Here is a 24,827-nt window from a genome sequence, read left to right as displayed (position 1 = left end):
CGTCGCCCCGCCGCTCCCCCCGAGCGGCGTTCCCCCGGGCTTCTCCCCGTGCGGACAACTCTGCCGGTCGTGCCGGGGGCGGGACATCCGTACAGGTACTCAGAAACAGGACTGAGTACCACCGGCTATATCCGTTTTGATCATGATTTCGGGAGCCGGTTGTATATGCGGCCAAGAAATTTTCCCCGCGCGTACAACCCTCCGGGCGGGTCGCGAGTCTTACCAATCGTGACCCGCTGGGGGGTGGGCCCGTAGACCGTGGGGAGCGGTCGCGGGGACGGTGAGGGGGACTAGGCCCGGGGGGCGGGCCTAGTCCCCCTCACCCGCATATACGCTGGGTCGACGTGGCTCGCATTGTGGTTGTCGGCGCAGGTATCGGTGGACTGGCGGTGGCCGCTCGACTGGCCACGCTTCGACACGAGGTGACGATCTGCGAACGGTCGGCGTCGACCGGCGGGATGTCGGGGTCGATCGTCCGGGACGGATTCACCTTCACGACCGGCCCCGGGCTGCTCACGCTGCCGGCCGTCTACCGCGACCTGTTCCTCAAGACCGGTGCCGCGATCGAGGACGTCGTGGACCTGGTCCCGGTGGAGACGCCGACCCGCGAGTCGTTCGCCTCCGCGGGCGGGCCGCGCACGATCGTCGACGTCCCCAACGCCTCCCGATCCGGGATCCACGACGCGTTCGAGGCCGGCTTCGGCCGCGGCGCGGGCGCCGACTGGCAGCGGCTGCTGCACCGGGCCGGCGAGATCTGGGGCGTCACCCGCAAGTCGTTCATCGAGGCGCCGCTGCTGGCGAACCCCGAGCAGCGCGCCGAGCGGCTGCGCAGCGCGGGCGGGCGCGGCGACCTGCGCACGACCGCCCCCTGGCGCTCGCTGCGCTCGCTCGGCCGCACCCATCTGAGCGACCCCCGACTGCGCGCCCACCTGGAGCGGTTCGCCGTCGAGGCGGGCTGCGACCCGCGCAAGGCGCCCGCGACCTTGGCGGTGCTGCCGTACCTGGAGGAGACCTTCGGGGTGTGGTGGGTCCGCGGCGGCCTGCATCGGATGACCGAGGCCCTGCACGCGCGCTGCGTGCAGCGGAAGGTGCGGGTACGCACCGACACCGCGGTCGCCTCGATCGAGGTCGCGGGCGGCCGGGTGTCCGGCGTGCTGCTCGCCGACGGCGGCCGGCTCGACGCCGACATCGTGATCACCGACGTGCCGGCGGGCGCGCTGCACGCCGGGCTGCTGCCGGGCCCGGCCGAACCGGCCAGGGCACACCGGGTGCCGGCCGCGTCGTCGGTGCTCGAACTGCACCTCGCGCTGCGCGGCCGTACCCCCGACATGCCGCATCGCAGCTACCTGTTCGCGGACGACCCCGCGCACGAGCCGGACGCGCTGTTCGCCGACCGGCCGACGCCGCCGACCGACCCGACGCTGTGCGTGCTCGCCCCCGACGACACGACGCTGGCCCCCGAGGGGCACAGCGCGTGGACGGTACAGGTGCGCGTGCCGCGGCAGGGCGCCGTCGACTGGGCCTCGCCCGCCGTCCGCGACGCCTACCCCGGCACGGTGCTCGACCTGCTGGCCCGGCGCGGCCTCGACGTCCGCGACCGGGTCCTGTGGTCGGACCTGCGCACCCCCGCCGACCTGGAGCGGCAGACGGGCGCCCCGGGCGGCGAGGTCCCCGGCGCGACGGCCGACGGCCCGCGCGACGCCCGGCGCCGCACCCCGAACAAGTCCGGGATCCCGGGCCTGTTCGCGGTCGGCGCGAGCGCCCACCCCGGCGGCGGCCTGACCAGGGTCGGCATGTCCGCGGCCTCGGTGGCCGACCTCATCGGCCGCCCCTGACCCCGCTCAGGCGGAGGCCACCCGCGCGAAGAGCGCGTCCCGATATCCCGAAATCGTGTCCCGCCACCCCTCACCCCGGCGCGTTTCCTCGGTCATCGCCAACTCGGGACCACACCGACTTGATGATGACGGTCTGTGCCGGCGCCGCAAGGGCCGTCACGCTCCCTTGCCGCGGCCGGGAATGACCGAGCGTGACCGTCCCTGCCCGACGGGGGCGGTCGAGACCTACCCGGGGCGTCTGGGACCATGAGGGGTATGGGGCATACGGGAGCGGCACAAGGTGGGACCGAGGCTCCGGATCGCGATCCGCGACTTCCGCCGGGCCAACGGATCCAGCGCGGCTGGCCCGTTCTGCATTACGGACCGGTCCCGCGGTTCAAGCCCGAGATGTGGGACTTTCGCGTCTTCGGCGCGACCGCCTCGGGGGACAAGCACTGCTGGAACCACGACGAGTTCTCCGCGCTGCCGCACGAGACCGTGATCGCCGACTTCCACTGCGTGACCAAGTTCAGCATGCTCGGCAACGAGTGGACCGGGCTCACGATCGCGAAACTGCTCGAGATCGCCCCGCCCGCCCCGGAGGTCACCCACGCGATGGTGTGGGCGGAGTACGGCTTCAGTTCCAACCTGCGGATGTTCGACTTCGCGAACGACCAGACGATCCTGGCCACGCACCACAACGGCGAGCCGCTGACGGCCGAGCACGGGTTCCCCGTCCGGCTGATCGTGCCGCACCTGTACGCGTGGAAGGGCCCCAAGTGGGTGCGCGGGATCGAGTACATGGTGGCCGACAAGCGCGGCTTCTGGGAGGAGCGGGGCTACCACAACATCGGTGACCCGTGGCAGGAGCAGCGCTACTCGTACCAGGAGGAGAGCGGACAGGGCCCCGCCCTGACCTGATCCGTCCCGAGCCGCGCGGACCACGCACGACCACGAACCACGCACGAAGGCCCCGCTCCGACGAGAAGTCGGGGCGGGGCCTTCGTGCGTCGCGCGCCGATGCCGTGGGTCACGGCACCAGTGCCGCGCCCGGCACTAGAAGTTCGAGATGAAGACCTCGCTGTTGCGCTTGACCATCGAGCCCGCGGCCGGCTCCTGCTTGCCGACGTTCGCCGGGATCAGCGGGATCATCCGGTTGTTGACCCGCAGGCCCGCGGCCTGCAGTGTCCGGCCCGCGTCGTCCGCGCTCATTCCGGTCACCGGCGGGACCTGGACCAGGTCGGGACCCTTGGAGACGACGACCGTGATCTTGGTGCCGAAGGGGACGGTCGCGTTGACGCCCGGGGCGAACGACATGATCCGGCCGACCGGGACGGTGTCCGAGAACTGCTGGGTCGGATCCGCCTCGACGGTGATGCCCTGATTGGGCTGGAACCTGGCCTTCGCCTCGTCGACGGTCAGCGCCGTCAGATCCGGCACGACGGTGTCCGGGCCGCGGCTGACCACGAGCGCGATCGCGGTGTCCCGCTGGAGTTGCTCGCCGGCGGCCGGGTGGCTGGCCACCACGGTGCCCGGCGGCTTCTCGCTCGCGGTCTTGGTCTCCGTGCCCACCTTGAGGTTCGCCGCGGCGAGCGCCTTCTTGGCGTCCTCCAGGCTCAGGTTCGCGAGCGCGGGCACCACGTAGCGCTCGGGGCCCTTGGAGAGTCTGATCGTGACCGTCGAACCGCTCAGCACCTTCTTGCCGGGAGCCGGGTCGGTGGACAGCACGGCGCCCTTGGGGGTGATCTCGCTGAACGCCCCTTCGTCGTACTTCACCTTCAGGTCGGCCGACTTGAGTCGCTTCTCGGCCTCGGCCTGGGCCATGTTCAGCACGCCCGGGACGTCGGAGTAGCGCCCGGAGCCGTACCACCACGCGCCGCCGCCGATCGCCGCGGCGACGAGCAGGATCACCGCGAGCACGATCACCCCGCGCGAGGGACCGCGCTTGCGTCGCCGCCCCGGCAGCGCGGGCTGCTTCGGGTAGCCGCCGTCCGACGCCGCCGCGGCCGGAGCGGACTCCTCGACCGGCGCGTACTCGTGGTGCTCCGCGTACCGATCGTCGTACCCTGGCCCGCCGTAGCGCGCGTGCTCGTCCTCCATCGAGTCGACGCTCAACCCGAGCGGAGCCAGGTGCGGCGGCAGCAGCACCTCGTTGACGCGGAACACGCTCGTGGCGTTGTCGTTGATCGGCTCGGGCGCAGGCGGCAGGCGCAGCGCCGCGCCGAAGTCGAGCTCCGCCTCCGGCATCCCGTGCCGGATCCGGCGGACGAAGGTGAGCAGCGCCTCGGCGTCACTCGGCCGCTGCTCGGGGTCGCGCACGGTCGCCGCGCGCACGAGCGTGTCGAGCGCGTGCGACAGGCCCGGCACCGCGAGCGAGGGCGCGGGTACGTCGGAGTGCACGTGCTTGTAGATCACCTCGACGGCGGTCGCGCCGTGGTGCGGCTGCCGGCCGGTCAGCATCTCGTACAGCACCACGCCCGCCGCGTACACGTCCGAGCGCGGCGTGGACTCGCCCCGCTCGACCTGTTCGGGCGCGAGGTAGGCGACGGTGCCGACCAGGACCTTGCCGGTCGCGGCGGTCGCGGTCGTGGTGGTCGCGCGGGCCAGGCCGAAGTCGCCGAGCTTGATCCCGCCGTCGTCGGAGATCAGCACGTTCTCCGGCTTGACGTCGCGGTGTACGAAGCCCGCCCGGTGTGCGGCGGCGAGCGCGGCCAGCATCGGTTCGAGTACGCCGAACGCCTCGCGCGGCGTCATGTTGCCCAGGTCCGTGAGGAGCTCGCGCAGCGTGCGGCCCTCGACGTATTCCATCGCGAGATAGGCGACGGCGCCGTCGGTGCCCTGGTCGAAGACGTTGACCACGTTCGGGTGCGACAGCCGCGCCGCGGCCTTCGCCTCCAGGATGAAGCGCCGGGTGAACTCGGGATCCTGCGCGAGGCCGGCGTGCATCACCTTGAGGGCGACGGTGCGGTCGAGACGGGTGTCGAGAGCCCGATACACCGTGGCCATGCCACCCGCGGCAACTCGGGCATCGACCCGGTATCGACCGTCGAGCAGCCGCCCGACGAGCGGATCGTTCAAGGTCGTGTCCATGTTCAGGAGTGTAGGGTCCACTGCCTTGTGGACGCCGACGGTCTTCCCCACGGTTCCCCGCCTGGTGTATGACACGACGCGCTCGGTCGCAGGACGCGACGCGGCACGGCGGTCACGGCACTAGTAGTCCGTCGCAGCTAATTCTTGGGATAGAGGTGGCGCAGTTTGATGCGTGCGTCGTGGGTGGTGAACTGCCAGTCCACCTGACGTTGGTCGGTGTTGGTGGCGTTCTGCCAGGCGGAGAGTTCGGTGTTGAGGATGTCGAGGTCGCCGATCCGGCGGTCGAGACATTGCCGGGTCAGCGCGGAGAGTTCGATCTCGGCGATGTTGAGCCATGACCCGTGTTTGGGTGTGTGGTGGATCTTGAGGCGTTGGGCCAGTGCGAAGGCCTCTTCCGGGTCGAATGCCTCGTACAGTGAGGCGATGCCGTGGGTGTTGAGGTTGTCCATCACCAGCACCACGGCCTCGGCGTCGGGGTAATCCACGCTCAGCAGGTGCTTGACCTGGCCGGCCCAGTCGATCCGGGTCCGCTGGGACAGTGCCTGAACTCGGCGCCACCCGCGCAGGGGTTCGACCCACATGAAGATCGAGCACGTGCCGCGGCGGATGTACTCGCTGTCCTGGCGGGCGTCGTGACCCGGGCGGGCCGGAAGCGGGTCGCGGGCATGGTCGAGGAGCTGGTAGGGCTTCTCGTCCATGCACACCACCGGACGTGCCGGGTCATAGGGCCGGGCGTAGACGGCCAGTACGTCTTCCATCCGGGCCGCGAACTCCGCGTTCGCTCGTGGTGGGATGGTCCAGCACTTCTTCAGATGAGGACGCAGTTCCGTTTTTTTAAGACCCGTCCGATGGTGGAGTGGTCCAGATCGGGGATGTCCTCGACCAGCGCGACGTGCTTCTCCAGCAGCCGCAGCGACCACCGGGCATGGCCCTGGGGTGGCTGTGAGCACGCCATCGCGATCAGCCGGGCTTCGACCTCACCGGTCACCGGCGAGGGCACCGGCGGGAGGTCGCGCTTCTTCCGCGCGATCGTGGCGTGAACATCGCCACCGGTCTCGGCGAAACGCTTGGCGACCAGCCGCAATGTCTCACCGGAGACGCCGAGCCGGGCCGCGATCACCTCCTTGGGATCCGCCTCACCCACCGAGGCATCCAGCGCAAGCAGCACCCGCGCGCGCATGATCATCGAGGCCCCACGAACACCCGTCGTGGTCACCCGGACCAACTCCTCGCGATCCTGCGCGGTCAACCTGACCGGCCGCTTTTTCTGCGAACCCATGACAACAGTCCCGTCTGGCAAAGGGGAAGGAATCTGCCAGACACCAACCTCCCAACCAGACACGCCATATCTAAGCAGCGACACGCTACTAGAACGCCGGGTGTTCGGGGCTGCTCTCCAGCATGCCGGCCATCGGTGACGACGCGTGCGCGTGGTGCCGCATCGGGATCCGCCCGGCCCGGAACGCGAGCCGGCCGCCGTCCACCGCGTGCCGCATCGCCTCGGCCATCAGCACCGGCGACTGCGCGCGGGTGACCGCCGACGCGAGCATCACCGCGTCGCACCCGAGCTCCATCGCCAGCGCCGCGTCGGAGGCGGTGCCGAGCCCCGCGTCGAGCACGACCGGGACCTTCGCGTGCTCGGTGATCAGCCGGATGTTGTGCGGGTTGCGGATGCCCAGGCCCGAACCGATCGGCGAACCCAGCGGCATCACCGCCGCGCAGCCCACCTGCTCCAGTCGGCGCGCGAGCACCGGGTCGTCGTTGGTGTACGCCAGCACCCGGAAGCCGTCGTCGACCAACCGCTCGGCGGCGTCCACGAGCTCGACCCCGTCGGGCAGCAGCGTGCGCTCGTCGGCCACCACCTCCAGCTTGACCCAGTCGGTCTCCAGCGCCTCGCGCGCGAGGCGCGCGGTCAACACGGCCTCCCCCGAGGTGAAGCACCCGGCGGTGTTCGGCAGCACCCGGATCCCCAGTCGACGCAGCACGTCCAGGACCGAGCCCGCGGTGCCCGGATCGACCCGGCGCATCGCGACCGTGGTGATCTCGGTGCCCGAGGCGATCAGCGCCCGCTCCAGGATCTCCAGGCTCGGCGCGCCGCCGGTCCCCGTGATCAGTCGCGACGCGAAGGACTCGCCCGCGATCACCAGCTTGTCGTCGGCCATGCGGTCACCCTCCCTGGACAGCGGTCAGCACCTCGACGCGGCTGCCCGCGTCGAGCACGGTGTCGGCCCACGCGCCGCGCGGGACCACTGCCTCGTCGACCGCGACCGCGACGCCCTTGGCCGCGGTGGTCAGCGTGCCGACCAGCTCGGCGACGGTGGTTCCGGGCGCGACGCTGCGCCGGGCGCCGTTGACCGAGACCTCTATGGCGTTCATGCCGTGACCTTCCGGTGCGTCGTTCATGCCATGACCTTCCGGTCGGCGGTCTCGAAGCGGTCGGGCCCGAAGGGCCGGATGAGCTCGGGTGTGCCGCCCTCGGCGAGCACTTGGGCGACGGTGTCGGCGGTGATCGGGGTGAGCAGGATGCCGTGCCGGTAGTGGCCGGTCGCCACGACGAGGCCGGCGAGCGCCGAGCGGCCCAGGATCGGCGCGTTGTCCGGGCTGCCGGGGCGCAGCCCGGCGAGCGTCTCGACCAGCGGCAGCTCGGTGATGCCGGGGACCAGTTCGTGCGCGTCGCGCAGGAGTTCGTACACGCCGCCGGCGGTGACCCGGGTGTCGTGCCCGAGCTCGTGCTCGGTCGCGCCGATCACCAGCTCGCCGTCCGCGCGCGGCACGAGGTACATGCTGCCGCCCTTGACCACGCCGCGGATGTTGCGGGACAGGAACGGCAGCATCTCAGGCGGCACCCGCAGGCGCAGGATCTCGCCCTTGACCGGTCGTACCGGCGGGACCACCTCGGGCGGCAGGCCCGGGATCAGGCCGGAGCGGCAGCCGGCCGCGAGGAGCACCTGATCGGCCGTCAGCTCGCGCCCGTCGACCAGGCACACGCCGTACGCGCGGTCGTTCGCGACCAGGATCCGCTCGACGCTCTCGCGGACGAACCGCACGCCGGCCCGTTCGCAGGCGGCCAGCAGCGCCGCGACCAGCAGGCGGTTGTCGATCTGGTGGTCGTCCGCGACGTGCAGGCCGCCGGTGATCGCGGGAGCGAGCATCGGTTCGAGTCGGCGGCACTCGCGGCTGGTCAGCCAGGACGAGTCCAGGCCGAGGCGGGTCTGGTGGGCGTGCAGGTCCTTGAGGACGGCCCGGTCGTCGGCGTCCAGCGCGACCGCGATCGTGCCGCAGGCGCGGTAGCCCGACGGCAGGCCGGCCGCGTCGGCCAGCTCGGCCGCGAAATCGGCGTAGCGCCGGGCCGATTCGATGCTCAGCCGGAGCAGGCTCTCCTCGCCGTACTGCAGTTCGGAGACGGGCGTGAGCATGCCCGCGGCCGCGTGCGAGGCACCGCGCCCGGGGCTCGGGTCCACGACGGTGACGGTCAGCCCGTACCGGGTGCTCGCGCGCCACGCGACGGACAGTCCGGCGACGCCCGCGCCGACGACCACGACGTCGGTGGTCGTGATGGTGGACATGGTGAGGGGAACTCCCTTCGCCGGTATGACCCGGATCAGGTTCGGACGGTCGGGGGCTCGCAGCCCCCCTCTCAGCCCGGTCTCACCGGGCTCCCGTGACCTCTCCACACTACGACACCGCCCCGGCGCCGCCCGGGGCGCCCGAATGGCCGACCCGAGATGTCCTTGACTGAGTCAAGACCCTGGTGGTCGAGGACGACGGGGCGCGTCGTAGGGTGCCCTGCATGGACAACGTGCTCGTCGTGGGTGCCGGCATGGCCGGCCTGCAAACCGTGGTGGCGCTGCGGGACCAGGGGTACGCCGGGCGCGTCACCCTGCTCGGGGCCGAGCCGCACCCGCCGTACGACCGCCCGCCGCTGTCGAAGGAGGTGCTCGCCGGCAAGACCGACGACACCTCGTTCGAGGCGGACTGGGACGCGCTCGGCGTGCGCTGCCTGTTCGGCCGGACCGCGACGGGCCTGCGCGCGGGCGTCGTGGACACCGACGCCGGTCCGGTCGACTACGACCGGCTCGTGATCGCGACCGGCTCGCGGGTGGTCAACCTGCCCGGCGCGGCCGGGATGCCCGGCGTGCACGTCCTGCGCACGATCGACGACGCGCGCGCGCTGCGCACCGCGCTCGTGCCCGGCGCGCACGTCGTGATCGTCGGTGCGGGCTGGGTCGGCGCCGAGGTGGCGACCACCGCGGCCGCCGCCGGCTGCCGGACCACCGTCGTCGAGGCCCTGCACACGCCGCTCGCCGGGCCGTTCCCGGACGCCATCGGCGAGCGGTTCGTGCCGTGGTACGCCGAGGCCGGCGTCGAACTCCTGGTGAACGCGCGCGTGGACCGCCTGGAGGCGGGCGCGGTACACCTGACCGACGGTCGCCGACTGCCCGCCGACGCGATCGTGGTGGGCATCGGCGTGCGCCCGGACACGGAATGGCTGGCCGACGCGGTGGCCCGCAACGCGCGCGGCTTCGTCGAGGTGGACGACCACCTCGCGACCTCACTGCCCGGGGTGTACGCGGTCGGCGACTGCGTCGATTTCCCGTCCGCCCGGTACGGCACCCGGATGAACGTCGAGCACTGGGACAACGCGCTCCAGGCCCCGCGCGTGCTGGTGACCAACCTGCTCGGCGGCGACCTGGCGTACGACCCGGTCCCCTACTTCTGGTCCGACCAGTTCGGCCGGATGGTGCAGTACGTCGGCCGGCACGCGGCGACCGACGAGTTGGTCTTCCGCGGCTCGGCCGAGGAGGCCAAGTGGACCGCGGGCTGGTTCGCCGGCGACCGGCTCGTCGCGCTGCTCGCCGTGGCCAGGCCGCGCGACCTGGCCCAGGGCCGCAAGCTCGTCCAGTTGGGCACGCCGGTGGACCGGGCGAGGTTCGCCGACCCCGAGAACGCGCTCAAGTCCGTGGCCCTGTAGCCCGCGGTCCGCGGTCTCGGAGGCCGCGGCCGGCGCTGTTGTCGACCGCGCCGGCGGGCCGCGGCCGGCGCGGAACCTAAAATGGGCCGGGTGAGCGAGATCGACGCCAAAACAGAAGCCCTCGTCCCCGCCTGGGTGACACTCCCCGACATCGCCGAGATCCTCGGCGTGGACATCCTGAAGGTCCGGCAGCAGCTGAAGGAGCGCAAGTTCCTGGCCGTGCGCCGCGGCGAGCACAGCGCCCTCCAGGTGCCCGCCGACTTCTTCCAGGACGGCAACATCGTCAAGGGCCTGGTCGGCACGCTGACCCTGCTCTCCGACTCCAACTTCACCGACGAGGAAGCGCTGGAGTGGCTGTTCACTCCGGACGACACCCTGCCGGGCACGCCGGTCCAGGCGCTGCAGGAGAACCGGATGACCGAGGTGCGTCGCCGCGCCCAGGCGCTGGCGATCTGAGGCCGGGACAGATGACGACCCGTCAGGAACGGTTGGCCGCCGCCCGGCTGTACCTGTGCACCGACGCGCGGGAGCGGCAGGGCGACCTGCCCGCGTTCCTGGACGCGGTGCTCGGCGCCGGCGTGGACATCGTGCAGTTGCGGCAGAAGGGCCTGGAGGCCCGGCAGGAACTCGAACACCTCGAGGTGTTCGCGGACGCGTGCCGCCGACACGGAAGGCTGCTCGCGGTCAACGACCGCGCCGACGTCGCGCACGCGGCCGGGCCCGATGTGCTGCACCTGGGCCAGGACGACCTGCCGGTCCCGGCGGCCCGCGCGATCATCGGCGGCGACGCGCTGATCGGGCGGTCCACGCACGCCGAGGCCGAGGTGGACGCGGCGATCGTCGAGCCCGGCGTGGACTACTTCTGCACGGGCCCGGTCTGGCCCACCCCGACCAAGCCCGGCCGGCACGCCCCCGGCCTCGACCTCGTCCGGTACACCGCCGCGCTGCGGCCGACCCGGCCGTGGTTCGCGATCGGCGGCATCGACCTGGCCAACCTCGACGAGGTGCTGACCGCCGGCGCGACCCGCGTCGTGGTCGTGCGCGCGATCACCGAGGCCGTCGACCCGGCCGCGGCGACGGCGGAATTCGTCAAGCGACTCGCCACGCGCTGACCCGAGGCGCGCGAAGCGGCGTGGCAACATGCGGGATATGTCCGGTGCCCAGCGGCGGAACCTCGTCATCGTCACGCTGCTCGCGCTCGTCGCGGCGCTCGCGCTGGTGTTCGCGCTCACGCGCGGCGACGGCGACAGCGACGGCAAGGGCGCCGGCACCGCGTCGACCCGCGCGCCCGTCGCCTCGACCATCGGCACCGGCGGCCCGACGACCGGCGCGGCCACCCCTCCCGGCCGAACCGCCCACCCGGCGGCCCGCCCCGACTGGGTGCCCACCGGCATGCGCACCGTGTCCGCCGCGGCGCTGCCGGCCGAGGCCCGCGAGACGCTCCGGCTGATCGCGGCCGGCGGCCCGTTCCCGTACGCGCGCGACGGCATCGTGTTCGGCAACCGCGAGCGACTGCTCCCGGCCGAGCCGACCGGCCACTATCGCGAGTACACCGTCCCCACCCCCGGCTCGGCCGACCGCGGCGCGCGCCGGATCGTGGCCGGCGAGGACGCCGAGCGCTACTACAGCGACGACCACTACGCGAGCTTCGCCGCCGTCCTGCCGTGACCGGACGGGCCCGCACCGAATCGGCGTGCAGCAGCTCCGCGCGCACCGATTCCGCGCGCCCCGCACACCGCGTCCACCGGCTCCGCGCCCACCGGAGCGGTGTGAACCGGTTCGATGCGATCCGGCCGCCTTTCACCCCTGAGCCGATCGGGTGGTCGCCTTCGCAGATGGCGCATTCCGGCCGAGCCGGACCGAACAACCGGTCAGACTGCCGAGATGGACACACCCGACGTTCGCTTCCGTCCGGGGTCCGCAGAGGATGGCCGAGACCACGACCTGCCGCACCCCGCGACCTCGACCGCGGCGGCCGATGCGCGGTCGTGGATCCCCCGACCGCGACACCGACACGCCGACCATCCCGTGCCGGCGACGGCACGCGCCGGGGCGGCGCCGGACAACGGGAGCGCGCTGCTGTTCCCGCTGGTCGTGCTGGCCGCGATGATCGGCGGGATCTACCTGGTCGGCCGCTACCCGCCGCAGGCGCTGCTCGCGACCGACGCCGAACACGCCGAGCACACCGGCCGTACGGGGGTCGCCGCGCCCGAACGGCCCCGCCTCGCACCGCACGGCCTGCCGTTCACGGTCGACGCCCCCGCACCGGGCGATCCGGGGCTAGACGCTCCGAACGGTGGCCGCGTCGGCGAGCTCGCGCAGGACTTCGCGCGCGTCCTCGGCGATCGGCGCGACGGCGAGCGCCGCGAGGGCCCGCTCGGTCAGATCGGTGATCATCGACTCGACGTCGGCGAGCGCCCCGGTGTCCTCGATCACCGCGCGCAGTTCCTTCACGCCGGCGTCGCTCAGCTCGGGGTCGCCGAGCAGCGCGGCCAGGATCTCGGCCTGGGCGGGGCGGGCGCGTTCGCCGGCCAGCGCGAGCAGCACGGTCCGCTTGCCCTCCCGCAGGTCGTCCCCGGCCGGCTTCCCGGTCCGCTCCGGATCGCCGAAGACGCCGAGCACGTCGTCCCGGAGCTGGAACGCCTCGCCGAGCGGCAGCCCGTACGCGGAGTAGGCGGCCAAGGCGGCCTCGTCGGCACCGGCCAGCGCGGCCCCGACGTGCAGTGGGCGCTCGATCGTGTACTTGGCGGACTTGAACCGCATCACGCGCCGTGACCGCTCGACCGAGCCGCCGCCCATCGCCTGCTCCAGCACGTCGAGGTACTGGCCCGCCATCACCTCGGTACGCATGACGTCGAACAGCGGCTTCGCCGCCCGCAGCGCCGTGTCGTCCACGCCGCTCGCGCCGAACATCTCGTCGCACCAGGACAGACACAGGTCGCCGAGCAGGATCGCCGCCGCCGACCCGAAGGACTCGCCCGAGCCGACCCAGCCGCTCGCGCCGTGCAGCCCCTCGAAGCGGCGATGCACCGCCGGCTTGCCACGCCGGGTGTCGCTGCTGTCCATCAGGTCGTCGTGGATGAGCGCGCTGGCCTGGAGCAGTTCGAGCGCGGTGGCCGCGCGCACGATCGCGGTGTCGTCCCGGTCGGGACCCGCGATACCGCGCCAACCCCAGTAGCAAAAGCCGGGCCGCAGCCGCTTCCCGCCGTCGAGCACGAAGTCGTTCAGCGCCGCGGCGACCGGGGCCATGCCCTCGCCCACCTCGGCGAGCACGGCGCCCTGCCGGTCCATGAACTCACCCAACGCGGCATTGACGCGCTGCCGGAGGCCGCCCCGGTCCAGGGGGTGTACGGGGAAGGAATCGGCAGCCATGGAGTCTTCCGTCGGAGGCGAGGAGGGATACGGGGCAGCCTAACTTGCACACGGTGCCGGCACCGGGGTCGGCCCGGCGGCCGAGGTAACGGTTCCGCCGGCTTCGTGTCGTCTCGCAGAGTGGAAGTCGACGCCCGGACCCGTGTCCGGCGGATAACCTGCACGCATGTCTCTCGGTGCGACGTCCACTCGAAGCGGTCGAACCCCTGCCATCCGCGATCTCCTCGCGGACGGCAACCGGTCCTTCTCGTTCGAGTTCATGCCGCCGAGGACCGAGAAGGGCACCCGCACCCTGTGGGACGCGATCCGCCGGGTCGAATCGCTGGCGCCGACCTTCGTGTCGGTCACCTACGGCGCGGGCGGCTCCAACCGCGCGCACACCGTCGAGACGATCGAACGGATCGCCGCCGAGACGACGCTCACCCCCGTCGGCCACCTCACGGCGGTCGGCCACTCGCGCGCGGAGCTGCGACACATCATCGGACAGTTCGCGAACGCGGGCGTGCGCAACGTGCTCGCGCTGCGCGGCGACCCGCCCGGCGACCCCAACGGCGAGTGGATCGCGCACCCGGACGGCTTCACGTACGCGATCGAGCTGGTCGAGCTGCTGCGCGAGTCCGGCGATTTCTGCGTGGGCATCGCCGCGTTCCCGGAGATGCACCCGCGCTCGACCGACTGGGACGAGGACATCCGGCACTTCGTGGCCAAGTGCCGCGCGGGCGCCGACTACGCGATCACCCAGATGTTCTTCAAGGTGGAGGACTACCTGCGGTTGCGCGACCGGGTCACGGCGGCCGGCTGCGACATCCCGATCATCCCCGAGGTGATGCCGGTCACCAGCGCCGGCAACCTGGTGCGGATGGACGAGCTGAGCGGGTGCGCGGTGCCGGCCGAGCTGGCGGCGGCGGTCGAGGCGGTCAAGGACGACACGGCGGCGGTCCGCGCGATCGGCGTCGAGTTCGCCACCCGGATGTCGGAGCGCCTCCTCGCCGAAGGCGCGCCGGGCCTGCACTTCATCACCTTGAACAAGTCGACGGCGACCACCGAGATCTACCAGAACCTGGGCCTCGACGAACGCGCCTGAGCACTACCGGGCAACTTCGCCAGCGAGTCGCACGACTTCCCGAATCCGGCCCGAGCAGGCCGGCCCTGCCGGACGGTTGACCCTTTAGGGTGAGGCAACGAACCGGTAACGGAAGGGATCGACCGTGCAGTTCGGCCTGGTGGTGCTCTACATCCTCTTCGTGCCCATCGGGTTGTGGTTGCTGACCGAGGTGCTGTGGCAACACGGCGCGCCGTTTCGCTACCGCGTGCTCGCGTTCCTCGGCTTCCTGGCCGTGGCCGCGGGCGTGGTGATCAAGAACCCGGTCGTGGTCGGGATCGGCGCGTTCTGCTTCGCCATCGGCCAGTTCCTGACCACCCGTTTCGTCCGCCGGGCCTACCACCACGGCTGGACGATCACCGGCAAACGCCCGAAGGGACGCCGGGCCAAGGCCAGGTGACCGTGCGTCGCGAGCGGGGCACGACGGGACATGTTCGACATTGCAAGGCAAGGCTGCCCTTCGTGGCGAATGCACTACCAAAAGTGACAGGATCCCAGGGGTAACCCCTGCCCCTTGAGCATTCAGGGCGACCCCGTGTCCCATCAACACCGGAAGGTGCGTCGCGATGCACAGTGACCCGCAGATCATCGAGCTCCTGAACGAACAGCTCACAGCGGAGCTCACGGCCATCAACCAGTACTTCCTGCACGCGAAGATGCAGGAGCACCGGGGCTACATCAAGCTCGCGGCGTGGACGCGTCACGAGTCGTTCGACGAGATGAAGCACGCGGAGCGTCTGACCGACCGCATCCTCATGCTGGAGGGACTGCCGAACTACCAGCGGCTCAACGCGCTGCGGATCGGCCAGAACCTTGAGGAGATGTTCCGCGCCGACCTCGCGGTCGAGATGGAGGCCGTCGAGCGGCTGCGGCGCGGCATCCCGCTCATGCGCGAGAAGGGTGACGTGACGTCGGCCAACATCTTCGAGGAGATCCTCGCCGACGAGGAAGAGCACGTCGACTACCTGGAGACGCAGCTCGCCCTGCTGACCGAGGTCGGCGAGCAGCTCTACATCGCGGGCCTGCTCAAGCAGCCGAACGAGAGCTGAGCCGCGGCGGCGAATCCGCGGATGGTGGACTTGCCGGCTGTGTCACCTGTCACCCGGTATTCCCCCCGGCGAAGGCTGAGGTTACCCTTACCTAAGTAGCCTCGCCCGCTGGGGGGAATTCTCCGTGTACGTCTGCATGTGTTTCGGTGTCACCGACAAACAGGTGAACGACCGGATAGCCGATGGCGCACGCACGATGCGTGAGATAGCCCAGTCGTGTGGCGGCGCCGGCACCGATTGCGGGCGGTGCGTCAAGAGCATCACCGCGATGCTTCCCCGCGACGAGTCGAAGCGGCGTCGGCGTTCGCTGTGCGGAAGCTCCGACCCATGTTCCGCCGGGGCCTGTGGGACGGGGGCCGAGGGCGAGCCGGTTGCGTTGCCGATGCCGGTGGTCGCGGCGGGGTCGGTTCCCGACAATGTGGTTCCGTTGCACAGGTCCGACGCGGCCTGAGTCGCGCGGCGAGCGGCCTGCGGCCCGCTTGTCCTCAAACGCCGGACGGGCTGGATTTCGCCCTCGTTCGCCGTCGAGGCCGACGATTCGGTTCGGTGGTCTACCCGACGTGTCGGATCGGGTCCTCGGCGAAGGGTCGATCGGCGTCGCCGAGTCAATAGGTGGTCCCGCGCGGGGTGACGGTGCCGCCAAAGTCCCACAGCCGCCTGGGCCGTTGGGCTTTCTTCCACAGGGTCGGCCCCGGCTCGGGCCAGGGCCAGGGCCGTCGCGGGTCGGTCCGGGAAGTCGGCGAACATTCACCCGTCGACCAGTCGGACCGCTCTGCGAGCCGGAGACTCCAAGGGACGCAGCGTGACGACATGTCCGTGTCCTCCGGCGGGCGTGACATCGACGACCTCGGCGTCGGGCATCGAGATCTCGGCATCCCCCAACGGGACGGGGTGGCCGAAGACGTGATGCCGCCGGCTACCCGCCCGCGTCGATCGCGGTGATCTGGAATCCGTGTCCTACCAACACCGTGCCCGCGCTGGCCGCCAGGACCGGGTCGATATCGGCGCCGGCTCCGGTGGACGGGACCGGGAACGGGTGCTTCCACCGAGTCGTCCCGGTGGTCGCGTCAACCGCCCACAGTGTTCCGGTGGTGTCCGCGACGTACACGTTGCCGAAGTCGTAGCGAACCCAGACGCTTCCCGTCACGAACCCCGGCTGCCTCGCGGACCCGCCGGGTATCGAGCTGCGCCAGCGCAGTGCGCCCGACTTTCCGTCGAGGCAGTAGAGCGTGGTCTGCGTGGCGGCGAAGACCGAGCCGCCGTCGGCGTCCGAGGCGCAGTCCGTGAAGCTCTCGCCGGCCGCGCCGGCCGGGAAGGCCCACACCTGCTTTCCGCTGCCCGGCTCGACGAGGTAGACCTTGTCCGCGCAGTAGACGAAGCCGCCGCCCGCCCAACAGACGGGGACACGCCGGTGGATCGGGGTGGCGTACGCCGGCGTCGACGGCGGCGGCAGGGTCTTGTTCCAGCCGCGCGCGCCCCGGCGCGTGGAGTCGAGCGTCATGAGCTGCCCGTCCGGGCCCTGCTCGCCGTCGCCGTGCAGCAGCAGGTCCGGGCTGCGTGGGGAGACGAACAACCCGGCGATGTCCTCGCCCACGGCCTCCCACACACCGGCCCGGGTCTTGAGGTCGATGGCCCACACGAACTTGGGGAAGGACGCCGCGGAACCGCCGGCTACCCGGCCGGTGACGAAGGCGGTGTCGTCGACGATGCCGGACACGCCGTGGGGGATCCACTCGTGACGCGGGATCGGGAGCGTCCACAGCTCTGTCCCGGTACCGGGTTGGACAGCGGTCAGCACAGACTTCCGGGAGGCGGTCCCGGTCCTGGTGCCGGTGAGGTAGATCGTGTGGTCGTCCCCGGCAGCGAAGCCGGTGCCGTTCGAATCCGCCCCCAGGGGCAGCGTCCACCGCGATCTGCCCGCGCCCGTGTCGAACGCGTCCCGGCCGTTCGTGCTGGTGGCGATGACCGAACCGCCGTACACGGCCAAGTCGGAGATCGGGCCGCCCGCCTTGGCCGTCCACTTCGTCGCGGCCGCGGGTGCGTCGAGGACGCCCTTCTTGCCGGTCGGCGCGGGCAGCGGCGGGTGCGGGACGACCGGGGGCGGTGCCGGAACGGCAGGCGGCGATGCGGACCCTGGGCCGGTGTCGGACGGCGTCGCGGCCGCACCCTTGCCCGAACCGTCGTTCTCCGACAGCAATATGGCCGCTGCGCCGCCGGAGACCGCCACGCCCGCGCCCCCGACGAGGCCGAGGATCAGCCGTCTGCGCGAGGGCTGCCGGCGGACCGGTGCCGGCGGGCTCTGCGGCATGGGCATCCCGGGCGGTGCGGGAGCGGACGATGTGAGCTCTTCAGCCGCCTGCGTGGCCGTGTGCACGGCCAAGTACTCGGTCGCCGGCGCGGTCACCGGCTCACCCGCCGACCCATTCGCCGCTTCGCCCGCCTGCCCGCTCACCCGCTCGCTCGCCACGCCGTAGGAAGCCGGCAGTCCCGTCAGGACGTCGGCCGCACGGCTGACGTCGCGCGTCACCGCCTCTGGCAGCCAGCTCCGGGTATCCGGGTGGGCCCCTTCCCGGCTGATGAAGTCGATGAGCTCGTGCGGCGTCGGGCGCCGCGTGGGGTCCTTGTCCAGGCAGGCGGCCACCACAGCCCGGATGGAGGCCGGCAGCCGGGCGGTGTCGGCCGGATCACCGACGACGCGCCTGAGTACGGCGGCGGGCGGGCCGTCGCCGAACGGCCGCTGCCCGGAGGCCGCGTACAACATCGTCGAGCCCAGCGCGAACAGGTCGCTCGCCGCGGTTATCGGCCGGCCCAGGGACTGTTCGGGCGACATGTAGCCCGGCGACCCCACGGTGATGCCCTCCCGGGTGAATGAGGTGCCGTCCAGTGCGCGGGCGATGCCGAAGTCGATGACATGGGGGCCGTCCAGCGCCAGCAGGACGTTGCCCGGCTTGAGGTCGCGGTGGACCACGCCCGCCGCGTGGATGCGGACCAGGGCCTCGGACAGCCCGGCCAGCAGCATGCGCAGCGACTGCTCGGGCAGCGGGCCGTGACGCTGGACGGCGTCGTACAGCGACAGGCCCGAGACGAACGCCGTCGCCATCCACGGCGGGTCGCCGTCCGGGTCGGCGTCCACGACCGGCGCGGTGAAGGCGCCGGACACCCGTCGCGCGGCCGCCACTTCGGCGCGGAACCGGTTCCGGAAGTGCTCGTCGGCGGCGAAGTCGGCGCGGATGACCTTCACCGCGACGGCGCGTCCGGCGGCGGAGCGGCCCAGGTAGACCTTGCCCATGCCGCCCGAACCGAGCGGGAGGAGCAGGACATACGGGCCGACCCGCTGCGGGTCCGAGGCGTCGAGCTGTTCCATGGACGACTGTCACCACCTTCTTGTTCGTGAACACCCAGGCAGTGGCGGGGGTTCGGGTATCGATCGCGGATCGCCCAGGCCGGTCGTGCCAATCGCGCCGGTCGTGCCGGCCACGTCGGTCGCACCGGTCGCGCGGGTGGGGTCGGCGGCTACGCCCCGCTAGCGGCGACGACGACCAGCGAGGTGCCGTTGGCACTCCACAACCGGCCGCCCCCGACCGCCGTGAGCGGGACGTTGACCGAGTTCTGGACAGGGTCGCTGTACTTCCACCGGCCTCTGCCCGTCTCGGCGTCCACGGCCCAGAGGTTCGTCCTGTCGTCCGCCACGTACACGTTGCCGTCCGCGACCCGGATCCCGGCCGAGGCCCAGTTGCTCTCCGTGAGCGAACCGCCCTGCGGCGCGGTGGCCCACTTCGGTTTGCCGGTCGCCGCGTCGAGGGCGACAAGGCCGACGACGCAGGTGACGTACACCGTCTTCTCGTCCGGGCTCGCAACCGGTTCGCCGAAGGCGTCGTACCCGTTGCGGGTGACCTTGAAGGTCCACCGCGTCCTGCCGCTGAGCGGGTCGACCGCGGTGACCGAGGTTCCCGCGTACACGTAGGCGCCGCCTGCGAAGCACGCCGTCGTGTTCGCATAGGGGCCGAAGGAGCCGCCGGGCACCGGGTTCCGCCAGCCACGCCTGCCGGTCGCAGGGTCGAGCACGACCACCTCGCCGGCGCGGCTGCCGGCGCTGCCGGTGCCACCCGCAAGAATCATCGCCTCGGTCGTGGGCGGTGGTACCAGCAGCACCGCCATCACGTCCTCGCCGGATTGCTGCCACAGCGTGCGGCGTGTGCGCGTGTCGACGGCCCACACGAAACCTCGGGGCGACCCACTGGTGGCGTCGATGCTGCCAGAGACGATCACGGTGTCGCCGAGGAGTCCGGCGACGGCCCACGGGGACCAGCCGGCGGCCGGGGCCCCCACCGTCCACAGGAGTTTCCCGGTCGCGATGTCCACGGCGTGCAGGCCCATGACGTTGGAGGATCCGGCGCCCCCGTAGAAGTAGAGGATGCCGTTGCGGACGACGGCGGGCCGATGCTTGGCCCCGACGGCGGGTATCACTGTGATCGGCGCCCAGCGGACTTTGGCGTTCAGGTCCAGACCGGTTGCGTTCAGCAGGCCGAAGCTGACCAGGACGTCGCCGCTCAGGACGAGGCCGGTGCACGCCGTACCGAGGTTCGGCATCGTGCGGACGACGGCGTCGGGCGCGGTGAGGGGCGTCGTCGGGAGGGCGACCGAGGCGGCTGTCGGACCGGGACTGGACCGGGTGTTCCGCCCGGTGTTCTCGGCGCCGCCGCCCGGCGCCGACAGCACGGTCGCCGCGACGCCCCCGCCCACTGCGACGGCGCCCGCAGCGCCGACGAGCAGGGTGCGGCGACTGATCGTACGGGTGCCCCGAGCGGGGGGCTGCGGCGGCAGCGCGGGCAGGGCCCACGGGGCCGGAGGTATTTGCGGGGGCGCGGGCAGGGGCGCGGGAGCGGTGAGGATCGACGCGCGGACCGCCATGATGTCGGTGGTCAGCGGCGCGGGCAGCCAACTCCCGGCGGCCACGTCGACGCCCTGCTCTTCGACGTCCGCGACCACCTGAACCGGATCGGGCCGCGCCGCGGGATCCTTGGCCAGGCATCGCAGGATCAGCGCGCGAAGCGGCTCGCCGAGCCCGGCCAGTGGCGCGCGGTCCGGCTCGGTGCCGGCGACGCGGAACATCAGCACGGCGGCGTTGCCACTCCCGAACGGCGGCAGCCCTGTCGCGGCGAAATACGCGGTGGCGCCCAGCGAGAAGACATCGCTGATCGGCGTGAGCGGCTGGTCCAGGGCCTGCTCGGGCGACATGTACCCGGGCGAGCCGACCACCGCGCCGCTGCGGGTGTGCGAGGTTCCCTCCACCGCCCGCGAGATCCCGAAGTCGATCACGTGCGGTCCGTCGAGCGCCAGCAGGACGTTCGCCGGCTTGAGATCGCGGTGGATCAGGCCGGCGGCGTGCACGTTCCTGAGCGCCTCCGCCAGCCCGGCGACCAGCATGCGCAGCGACGCCTCGGGCAGCGCCCCATGCCGGGCGACCGCCACGGAGAGGGGTACGCCGGGCACGAACGCCGTCGCCATCCAGGGGACCGGAGCATCAGGGTCGGCGTTCACGACCGGGGCGGTGAAGGCACCAGCGACCCGTCGGGCGGCCGCGACCTCTTGGCCGAAGCGGGCCCGGAACACCGGATCGTCGGCGAGTTCGGGACGGACGACCTTGACCGCGACGGTGTGGCCGCCGGCCGAACGACCCAGGTACACCTTGCCCATGCCGCCGGCGCCAAGCCGGCCGAGCACGGCGTACGGTCCGACCCACCGCGGATCGGCGGCGTCCGACAACTCCATGGTTCCCCTCTTCTGCGGCGGCACGCCACAATACCTACTCGATGATCATCGTGCGCCGCCCCGTCGCGCCGTCCGCGCGACCCCACGCACACCGGTGTCAAGCTGCGGAAACGGACCCCGCAGACCACACCCCGATGCGGCGACGGCGCCCTGCACCGAAGAGGCGACGTGGATCATGGCTTCGGAGCCGGCGGTGAGGGTCTCGTAGTCGCGGGCGAGTCGGCGGTGCATCACGATCCAACCGATGCTCCGCTCCACCACCCAGCGTCTTTTCACGACGTGAAAGCCGCGAACTCCGGGGTTTCCGTCGACGACTTCGACGTCGATTCCGAGCTGCGCGCCGTGCTCGATGACGGCCTTCTTGGTAGAGGTCTTCACGCTCTGGGTGTCGATGACGGAGCCTGTGGGTTCGGGCTTGCGGCCCTCCTTCACACGGGCCGGTGCGGTCAGGTCGTAATTGAGCCGAGCGAAGATTCCCTGATCGCGCGAGTCGGCTTGATCAGGGCCCGTCGGGCGTCGGACAGGTCGCCGGGGTACGGCTTCCGCCGGCTCACGCCGTGGCGTCGGCGCGGGAGGGCCGGAAGGCGCCGTTCCGCTGGTCACCGGGAAATTCCGTCGCATCCTCAAACCGGACGGACTTCAAGCGGTAGACGCGAGCGAAACGGATATCGGGCTCCGAGTGGTGAGAGGACGCGAAACTCGTATACCGCTCGAACAACAGCAAAACAGTCAGCGGCGAAAGCCGCTTTCCGGAACAGACATATGTAAACGCCCTCTCAAACGCCGGACCGGCTGGATTCGCCCTTGTACGCCCGTCGAGGTGTCCTTCAGCGGCCTGCGGCCCGCTTGCCAAGCGCCGGACGGGCCGGATCTCCGGCGCTTCGCGTTTGGGCTATGGCTTTGCTGCCTGGGTGATGGCGTTGGCCGCGCGGGTGCAGGCGGTGGTGTCCACGTCCATGTGGGTGACCAGGCGGAGCAGTCGTGGGCCGAAGGCCGAGACCAGGACGCCCTCCGTGCGGCAGCGCTCCGCGACCGTGGCCGCGTCCGGTCGCTGCTCGCCCAGTTCGACCAGCACGATGTTGGTCTCCGGCTCGACCACGTCGAAGTCCGCGTCGCGCAGCAGCGCGGCCAGCTCCCGCGCGCGCTCGTGGTCCTCGGCCAGCCGCTCGACATGGTGCTCGATCGCGTACAGCCCGCCCGCCGCGAGGATGCCGGCCTGGCGCATCCCGCCGCCCATCCGGTGCCGCATCCGGCGCGCCTCCGCCTCGTACTCGGCCGGCAGCATCACCACCGAACCGGCCGGCGCGCCCAGGCCCTTGGACAGGCACACGCTGAGCGTGTCGAACAGCTCGCCGTAGGCGCGCAGCGGCGTGCCCGTCGCGACGTGCGCGTTCCAGATCCGGGCGCCGTCGCAGTGCAGCCGCATGTCGTGCCCGCGCACCAGGTCGCGGATCGCGGTCAACCGCTCCCGCGGGTACACCGAGCCGCCGCCGCGGTTGTGGGTCTGCTCGACCGCGACCATGTCGGTGCCGACCGTGTGCGGGTTGCCGACGCGGATCAACCGGGCCAGGTCGGCGGGGTCGAGCAGGCCGCGCGGGCTCAGCGTGGTCCGCGTCTGGATGCCGCCGTGCCAGGCGGCCGCGGCGTCCTCGTGCGCGACGATGTGCGCGTCGGCGTCCAGGACCAGCTCGCCGCCGGCCGGCACGGACAGCCGGATCGCGATCTGGTTGGCCATCACCCCCGTCGGCGCGAACAACGCGAACGGCTGCCCGAACAGGTCGGCGACCCGTTCCTCCAGGGCGCGGACGGTCGGGTCCTCGGCGTACACGTCGTCGCCGACCTCGGCGTTCGCCATCGCCGCGCGCATGGCGGGGCCGGGCTTGGTGACGGTGTCACTGCGCAGATCGGTGAAGGTCATACCGGCAGCATTCCAGACGCGTCGAAGGGCGGACCCGAGCAGGTCCGCCCTTCGGCGAGGCAGCGATCCGGCGATCCGGCGCGGCGTCAGCTCTTTCGGTACATCTCCGCGACCAGGAACGCGAGGTCGAGCGACTGGCTGCGGTTGAGCCGCGGGTCGCACGCCGTCTCGTAGCGCTGGTGCAGGTCGTCGACGAAGATCTCGTCGCCGCCGCCGACGCACTCGGTGACGTCGTCACCGGTGAGCTCGACGTGGATGCCGCCGGGGTGCGTGCCCAGCTCGCGGTGCACCTCGAAGAAGCCCTTGACCTCGTCGAGGACGTCGTCGAAGCGACGGGTCTTGTGCCCGCTGGAGGCCTCGAACGTGTTGCCGTGCATCGGGTCGGACACCCACACGGGCTGCGCGCCGGCCGCCGAGACCTTCTCGACCAGGGCCGGGAGGTTGTCCCGGACCTTGCCCGCGCCCATCCGGACGATGAAGGTGAGCCGGCCCGGCTCGCGGTTCGGGTCGAGCTTGTCGATCAGCGCGAGCGCGTCCTCCGGGGACGTGGTCGGGCCGAGCTTGACGCCGATCGGGTTGCGGATGCGCGACGCGAACTCGACGTGCGCGCCGTCGAGCTGACGGGTGCGCTCGCCGATCCACACCATGTGGCCGGACACGTCGTAGAGGTCGCCGGTGCGCGAGTCCACCCGGGTGAGGGCGGCCTCGTAGTCCAGGATCAGCGCCTCGTGGCTGGCGTAGAACTCGACCGTGCGGAATTCCTCGGGGTCGGTCCCACACGCGTGCATGAACCGCATCGCGCCGTCGATCTCGGCCGCGAGCCGCTCGTAGCGCTCGCCCGAGGGCGAGAGCGCGACGAAGTCCTGGTTCCAGGCGTGCACCTGGCGCAGGTCGGCGTAGCCACCGGTGGTGAAGGCGCGGACGAGGTTCAGCGTCGCGGACGACGAGTGGTACATCCGCTTGAGCCGCTCGGGGTCCGGCGTGCGGGCGGCCTCGGTGAAGGCCAGCTCGTTGACCGCGTCGCCCCGGTAGGACGGCAGGGTCACGCCGTCGCGGGTCTCCATGCCGCTGGAGCGCGGCTTGGAGTACTGTCCGGCCATCCGGCCGACCTTGACCACCGGCACGGACGCCGCGTAGGTCAGCACGACCGCCATCTGCAGCAGGGTCTTGAGCTTGTTCTTGATCGCGTCGGCGGTGTTGCCGACGAAGGTCTCGGCGCAGTCGCCGCCCTGCAGAAGGAACGCTTCGCCCTGGGCCACCGAGGCCAGCCGACCACGGAGCTGGTCGCACTCGCCGGCAAAGACGAGCGGCGGATAGGAGCGGAGGTCCGCGAGGGCGGTGCCCAGGGCCTCGTTGTCCGGCCACTCGGGCTGTTGCGCTGCCGGGAGGGCTCGCCAGGATTCGTTGTCGTTCACGGTCACCAGCCAAGCCTAAGCGGAGAGGCAACCTATTTGGACCCACCGCCCGGAGAGCGAGACGATCGGCTCCACCGACCGGCGACGCGGGCCCCGGGTGCCCTTGCCGGATGGGCCTCGGTGTCCGGCCCCGTGCGCTAGGGTGAGCGCGTGATCGCGATCAGTTCCCATCGGAGTTCCTGGTGGCCCGTCCCTGCGGCGGCCCACTGACTTCGCGATCACCCCACGATCCGACGGCCGCCCGGCAGGGCGGCCTTTGTCTTGCTCACCCCGGGGAGTTTCCCGGGAGCGGGTGAACGAACGGCGGATCGCCCGGTCGGGAG

21 protein-coding genes, 1 pseudogene and 1 riboswitch are annotated in these 24,827 nt (G+C 71.7%); of the genes and pseudogenes, 10 read left to right on the top strand and 12 right to left on the bottom strand.

Going from position 1 to position 24,827, the window contains the following annotated elements; genetic code table 11:
* Positions 1-344: 344 nt before the first annotated feature.
* Both OG928_RS24480 and OG928_RS24475 read left to right on the top strand, forming a co-directional pair.
* Positions 345-1,835 (top strand): phytoene desaturase family protein, encoded by a 1,491-nt coding sequence (locus OG928_RS24480; protein ID WP_406287363.1) that lies wholly within the window; start codon positions 345-347, stop codon positions 1,833-1,835.
* 255 nt (positions 1,836-2,090) lie between these two features.
* A complete protein-coding gene (locus tag OG928_RS24475) occupies positions 2,091-2,735 on the top strand; it encodes a sulfite oxidase-like oxidoreductase (protein ID WP_406287362.1) in 645 nt (214 codons plus the stop codon).
* A gap of 135 nt (positions 2,736-2,870) precedes the next feature.
* Here OG928_RS24475 and pknB read toward each other — a convergent pair whose 3' ends face one another.
* The 6 genes from pknB to thiO all read right to left on the bottom strand — a co-directional run bounded on the left by pknB (position 2,871) and on the right by thiO (position 8,470).
* Positions 2,871-4,904 (bottom strand): Stk1 family PASTA domain-containing Ser/Thr kinase, encoded by a 2,034-nt coding sequence (gene pknB, locus OG928_RS24470; protein ID WP_406287359.1) that lies wholly within the window; start codon positions 4,902-4,904, stop codon positions 2,871-2,873.
* A gap of 137 nt (positions 4,905-5,041) precedes the next feature.
* Positions 5,042-5,824: an IS630 family transposase gene (locus OG928_RS24465; RefSeq protein ID WP_406286313.1), complete on the bottom strand. Its 783-nt coding sequence runs from the start codon at positions 5,822-5,824 to the stop codon at positions 5,042-5,044.
* Positions 5,713-6,183: a helix-turn-helix domain-containing protein gene (locus tag OG928_RS24460; protein ID WP_406286316.1), complete on the bottom strand. Its 471-nt coding sequence runs from the start codon at positions 6,181-6,183 to the stop codon at positions 5,713-5,715. The genes OG928_RS24465 and OG928_RS24460 overlap by 112 nt, the downstream gene beginning before the upstream one ends.
* Before the next feature lie 88 nt (positions 6,184-6,271).
* The gene (locus OG928_RS24455) at positions 6,272-7,066 is read right to left on the bottom strand and encodes a thiazole synthase (protein WP_406287356.1); all 795 of its coding nucleotides are present in this window, start codon (positions 7,064-7,066) and stop codon (positions 6,272-6,274) included.
* A gap of 4 nt (positions 7,067-7,070) precedes the next feature.
* Positions 7,071-7,280: a sulfur carrier protein ThiS gene (gene thiS / locus OG928_RS24450; RefSeq protein WP_406291169.1), complete on the bottom strand. Its 210-nt coding sequence runs from the start codon at positions 7,278-7,280 to the stop codon at positions 7,071-7,073.
* Between the two features lie 23 nt (positions 7,281-7,303).
* A complete protein-coding gene (thiO, locus tag OG928_RS24445) occupies positions 7,304-8,470 on the bottom strand; it encodes a glycine oxidase ThiO (RefSeq protein ID WP_406287354.1) in 1,167 nt (388 codons plus the stop codon).
* A riboswitch (TPP riboswitch) is annotated at positions 8,466-8,577 on the bottom strand. (Overlaps the previous gene by 5 nt.)
* A gap of 117 nt (positions 8,578-8,694) precedes the next feature.
* On the opposite strand from thiO, the gene OG928_RS24440 reads away from it, so the two are divergent.
* The 4 genes from OG928_RS24440 (at position 8,695) to OG928_RS24425 (ending at position 11,544) form a co-directional block, all read left to right on the top strand.
* Positions 8,695-9,876 carry an NAD(P)/FAD-dependent oxidoreductase gene (locus tag OG928_RS24440; protein WP_406287351.1) on the top strand — a complete coding sequence of 394 codons (1,182 nt, stop codon included), beginning with the start codon at positions 8,695-8,697 and terminating at the stop codon, positions 9,874-9,876.
* Between the two features lie 90 nt (positions 9,877-9,966).
* The gene (locus OG928_RS24435; RefSeq protein ID WP_406287349.1) at positions 9,967-10,332 is read left to right on the top strand and encodes an Rv2175c family DNA-binding protein; all 366 of its coding nucleotides are present in this window, start codon (positions 9,967-9,969) and stop codon (positions 10,330-10,332) included.
* 11 nt (positions 10,333-10,343) lie between these two features.
* Positions 10,344-10,988 (top strand): thiamine phosphate synthase, encoded by a 645-nt coding sequence (gene thiE, locus OG928_RS24430; RefSeq protein WP_406287347.1) that lies wholly within the window; start codon positions 10,344-10,346, stop codon positions 10,986-10,988.
* 37 nt (positions 10,989-11,025) lie between these two features.
* Positions 11,026-11,544, top strand: coding sequence for a ribonuclease domain-containing protein (locus OG928_RS24425; RefSeq protein ID WP_406287345.1), 519 nt, complete (start codon positions 11,026-11,028; stop codon positions 11,542-11,544).
* Between the two features lie 612 nt (positions 11,545-12,156).
* Here the strand turns inward: OG928_RS24425 and OG928_RS24420 are convergent.
* Positions 12,157-13,248 (bottom strand): polyprenyl synthetase family protein, encoded by a 1,092-nt coding sequence (locus OG928_RS24420; RefSeq protein ID WP_406287343.1) that lies wholly within the window; start codon positions 13,246-13,248, stop codon positions 12,157-12,159.
* A gap of 166 nt (positions 13,249-13,414) precedes the next feature.
* On the opposite strand from OG928_RS24420, the gene metF reads away from it, so the two are divergent.
* From metF to OG928_RS24400, 4 genes are all read left to right on the top strand, one after another.
* Positions 13,415-14,332, top strand: coding sequence for a methylenetetrahydrofolate reductase [NAD(P)H] (gene metF / locus OG928_RS24415; protein WP_406287341.1), 918 nt, complete (start codon positions 13,415-13,417; stop codon positions 14,330-14,332).
* Positions 14,333-14,456: 124 nt separating this feature from the next.
* A complete protein-coding gene (locus OG928_RS24410; RefSeq protein WP_406287339.1) occupies positions 14,457-14,750 on the top strand; it encodes a hypothetical protein in 294 nt (97 codons plus the stop codon).
* Between the two features lie 166 nt (positions 14,751-14,916).
* On the top strand, positions 14,917-15,399 hold the full coding sequence (gene bfr, locus OG928_RS24405) for a bacterioferritin (RefSeq protein ID WP_406287337.1): 483 nt from the start codon (positions 14,917-14,919) through the stop codon (positions 15,397-15,399).
* Positions 15,400-15,535: 136 nt separating this feature from the next.
* Positions 15,536-15,850, top strand: a complete 315-nt coding sequence (locus OG928_RS24400) for a bacterioferritin-associated ferredoxin (protein ID WP_406291166.1) — start codon at positions 15,536-15,538, stop codon at positions 15,848-15,850.
* A gap of 465 nt (positions 15,851-16,315) precedes the next feature.
* Here OG928_RS24400 and OG928_RS24395 read toward each other — a convergent pair whose 3' ends face one another.
* From OG928_RS24395 to OG928_RS24375, 5 genes and pseudogenes are all read right to left on the bottom strand, one after another.
* Positions 16,316-18,763, bottom strand: a complete 2,448-nt coding sequence (locus tag OG928_RS24395) for a protein kinase domain-containing protein (protein ID WP_406287336.1) — start codon at positions 18,761-18,763, stop codon at positions 16,316-16,318.
* 149 nt (positions 18,764-18,912) lie between these two features.
* Entirely contained in the window at positions 18,913-21,171 is a 2,259-nt protein-coding gene (locus OG928_RS24390) for a protein kinase domain-containing protein (RefSeq protein WP_406287333.1), read from the bottom strand.
* A 45-nt stretch (positions 21,172-21,216) separates the two neighbouring features.
* A pseudogene (locus OG928_RS24385) lies at positions 21,217-21,657 on the bottom strand (transposase); the annotation flags it as partial.
* 406 nt (positions 21,658-22,063) lie between these two features.
* Positions 22,064-23,089: a threonine aldolase family protein gene (locus OG928_RS24380; protein WP_406287332.1), complete on the bottom strand. Its 1,026-nt coding sequence runs from the start codon at positions 23,087-23,089 to the stop codon at positions 22,064-22,066.
* A gap of 86 nt (positions 23,090-23,175) precedes the next feature.
* On the bottom strand, positions 23,176-24,510 hold the full coding sequence (locus OG928_RS24375) for a class II 3-deoxy-7-phosphoheptulonate synthase (protein ID WP_406287330.1): 1,335 nt from the start codon (positions 24,508-24,510) through the stop codon (positions 23,176-23,178).
* Between the last annotated feature and the right edge of the window lie 317 nt (positions 24,511-24,827).

The sequence above is a fragment of the Embleya sp. NBC_00896 genome (genome assembly GCF_045207785.1).
Classification (GTDB): domain Bacteria; phylum Actinomycetota; class Actinomycetes; order Streptomycetales; family Streptomycetaceae; genus Embleya.
This window is presented reverse-complemented; position numbering and strand designations above follow the sequence as displayed.

Coding starts and splice junctions, on each gene's coding strand:
- OG928_RS24475 (WP_406287362.1), top strand. CDS start 2,091: ATGGGGCATACGGGAGCGGCACAAGGTGGGACCGAGGCTCCGGATCGC.
- OG928_RS24460 (WP_406286316.1), bottom strand. CDS start 6,183: ATGGGTTCGCAGAAAAAGCGGCCGGTCAGGTTGACCGCGCAGGATCGC.
- OG928_RS24400 (WP_406291166.1), top strand. CDS start 15,536: ATGTGTTTCGGTGTCACCGACAAACAGGTGAACGACCGGATAGCCGAT.
- OG928_RS24425 (WP_406287345.1), top strand. CDS start 11,026: ATGTCCGGTGCCCAGCGGCGGAACCTCGTCATCGTCACGCTGCTCGCG.
- OG928_RS24440 (WP_406287351.1), top strand. CDS start 8,695: ATGGACAACGTGCTCGTCGTGGGTGCCGGCATGGCCGGCCTGCAAACC.
- pknB (WP_406287359.1), bottom strand. CDS start 4,904: ATGGACACGACCTTGAACGATCCGCTCGTCGGGCGGCTGCTCGACGGT.
- thiE (WP_406287347.1), top strand. CDS start 10,344: ATGACGACCCGTCAGGAACGGTTGGCCGCCGCCCGGCTGTACCTGTGC.
- OG928_RS24455 (WP_406287356.1), bottom strand. CDS start 7,066: ATGGCCGACGACAAGCTGGTGATCGCGGGCGAGTCCTTCGCGTCGCGA.
- OG928_RS24380 (WP_406287332.1), bottom strand. CDS start 23,089: ATGACCTTCACCGATCTGCGCAGTGACACCGTCACCAAGCCCGGCCCC.
- OG928_RS24390 (WP_406287333.1), bottom strand. CDS start 21,171: ATGGAGTTGTCGGACGCCGCCGATCCGCGGTGGGTCGGACCGTACGCC.
- OG928_RS24420 (WP_406287343.1), bottom strand. CDS start 13,248: ATGGCTGCCGATTCCTTCCCCGTACACCCCCTGGACCGGGGCGGCCTC.
- thiS (WP_406291169.1), bottom strand. CDS start 7,280: ATGAACGCCATAGAGGTCTCGGTCAACGGCGCCCGGCGCAGCGTCGCG.
- bfr (WP_406287337.1), top strand. CDS start 14,917: ATGCACAGTGACCCGCAGATCATCGAGCTCCTGAACGAACAGCTCACA.
- metF (WP_406287341.1), top strand. CDS start 13,415: ATGTCTCTCGGTGCGACGTCCACTCGAAGCGGTCGAACCCCTGCCATC.
- OG928_RS24395 (WP_406287336.1), bottom strand. CDS start 18,763: ATGGAACAGCTCGACGCCTCGGACCCGCAGCGGGTCGGCCCGTATGTC.
- thiO (WP_406287354.1), bottom strand. CDS start 8,470: ATGTCCACCATCACGACCACCGACGTCGTGGTCGTCGGCGCGGGCGTC.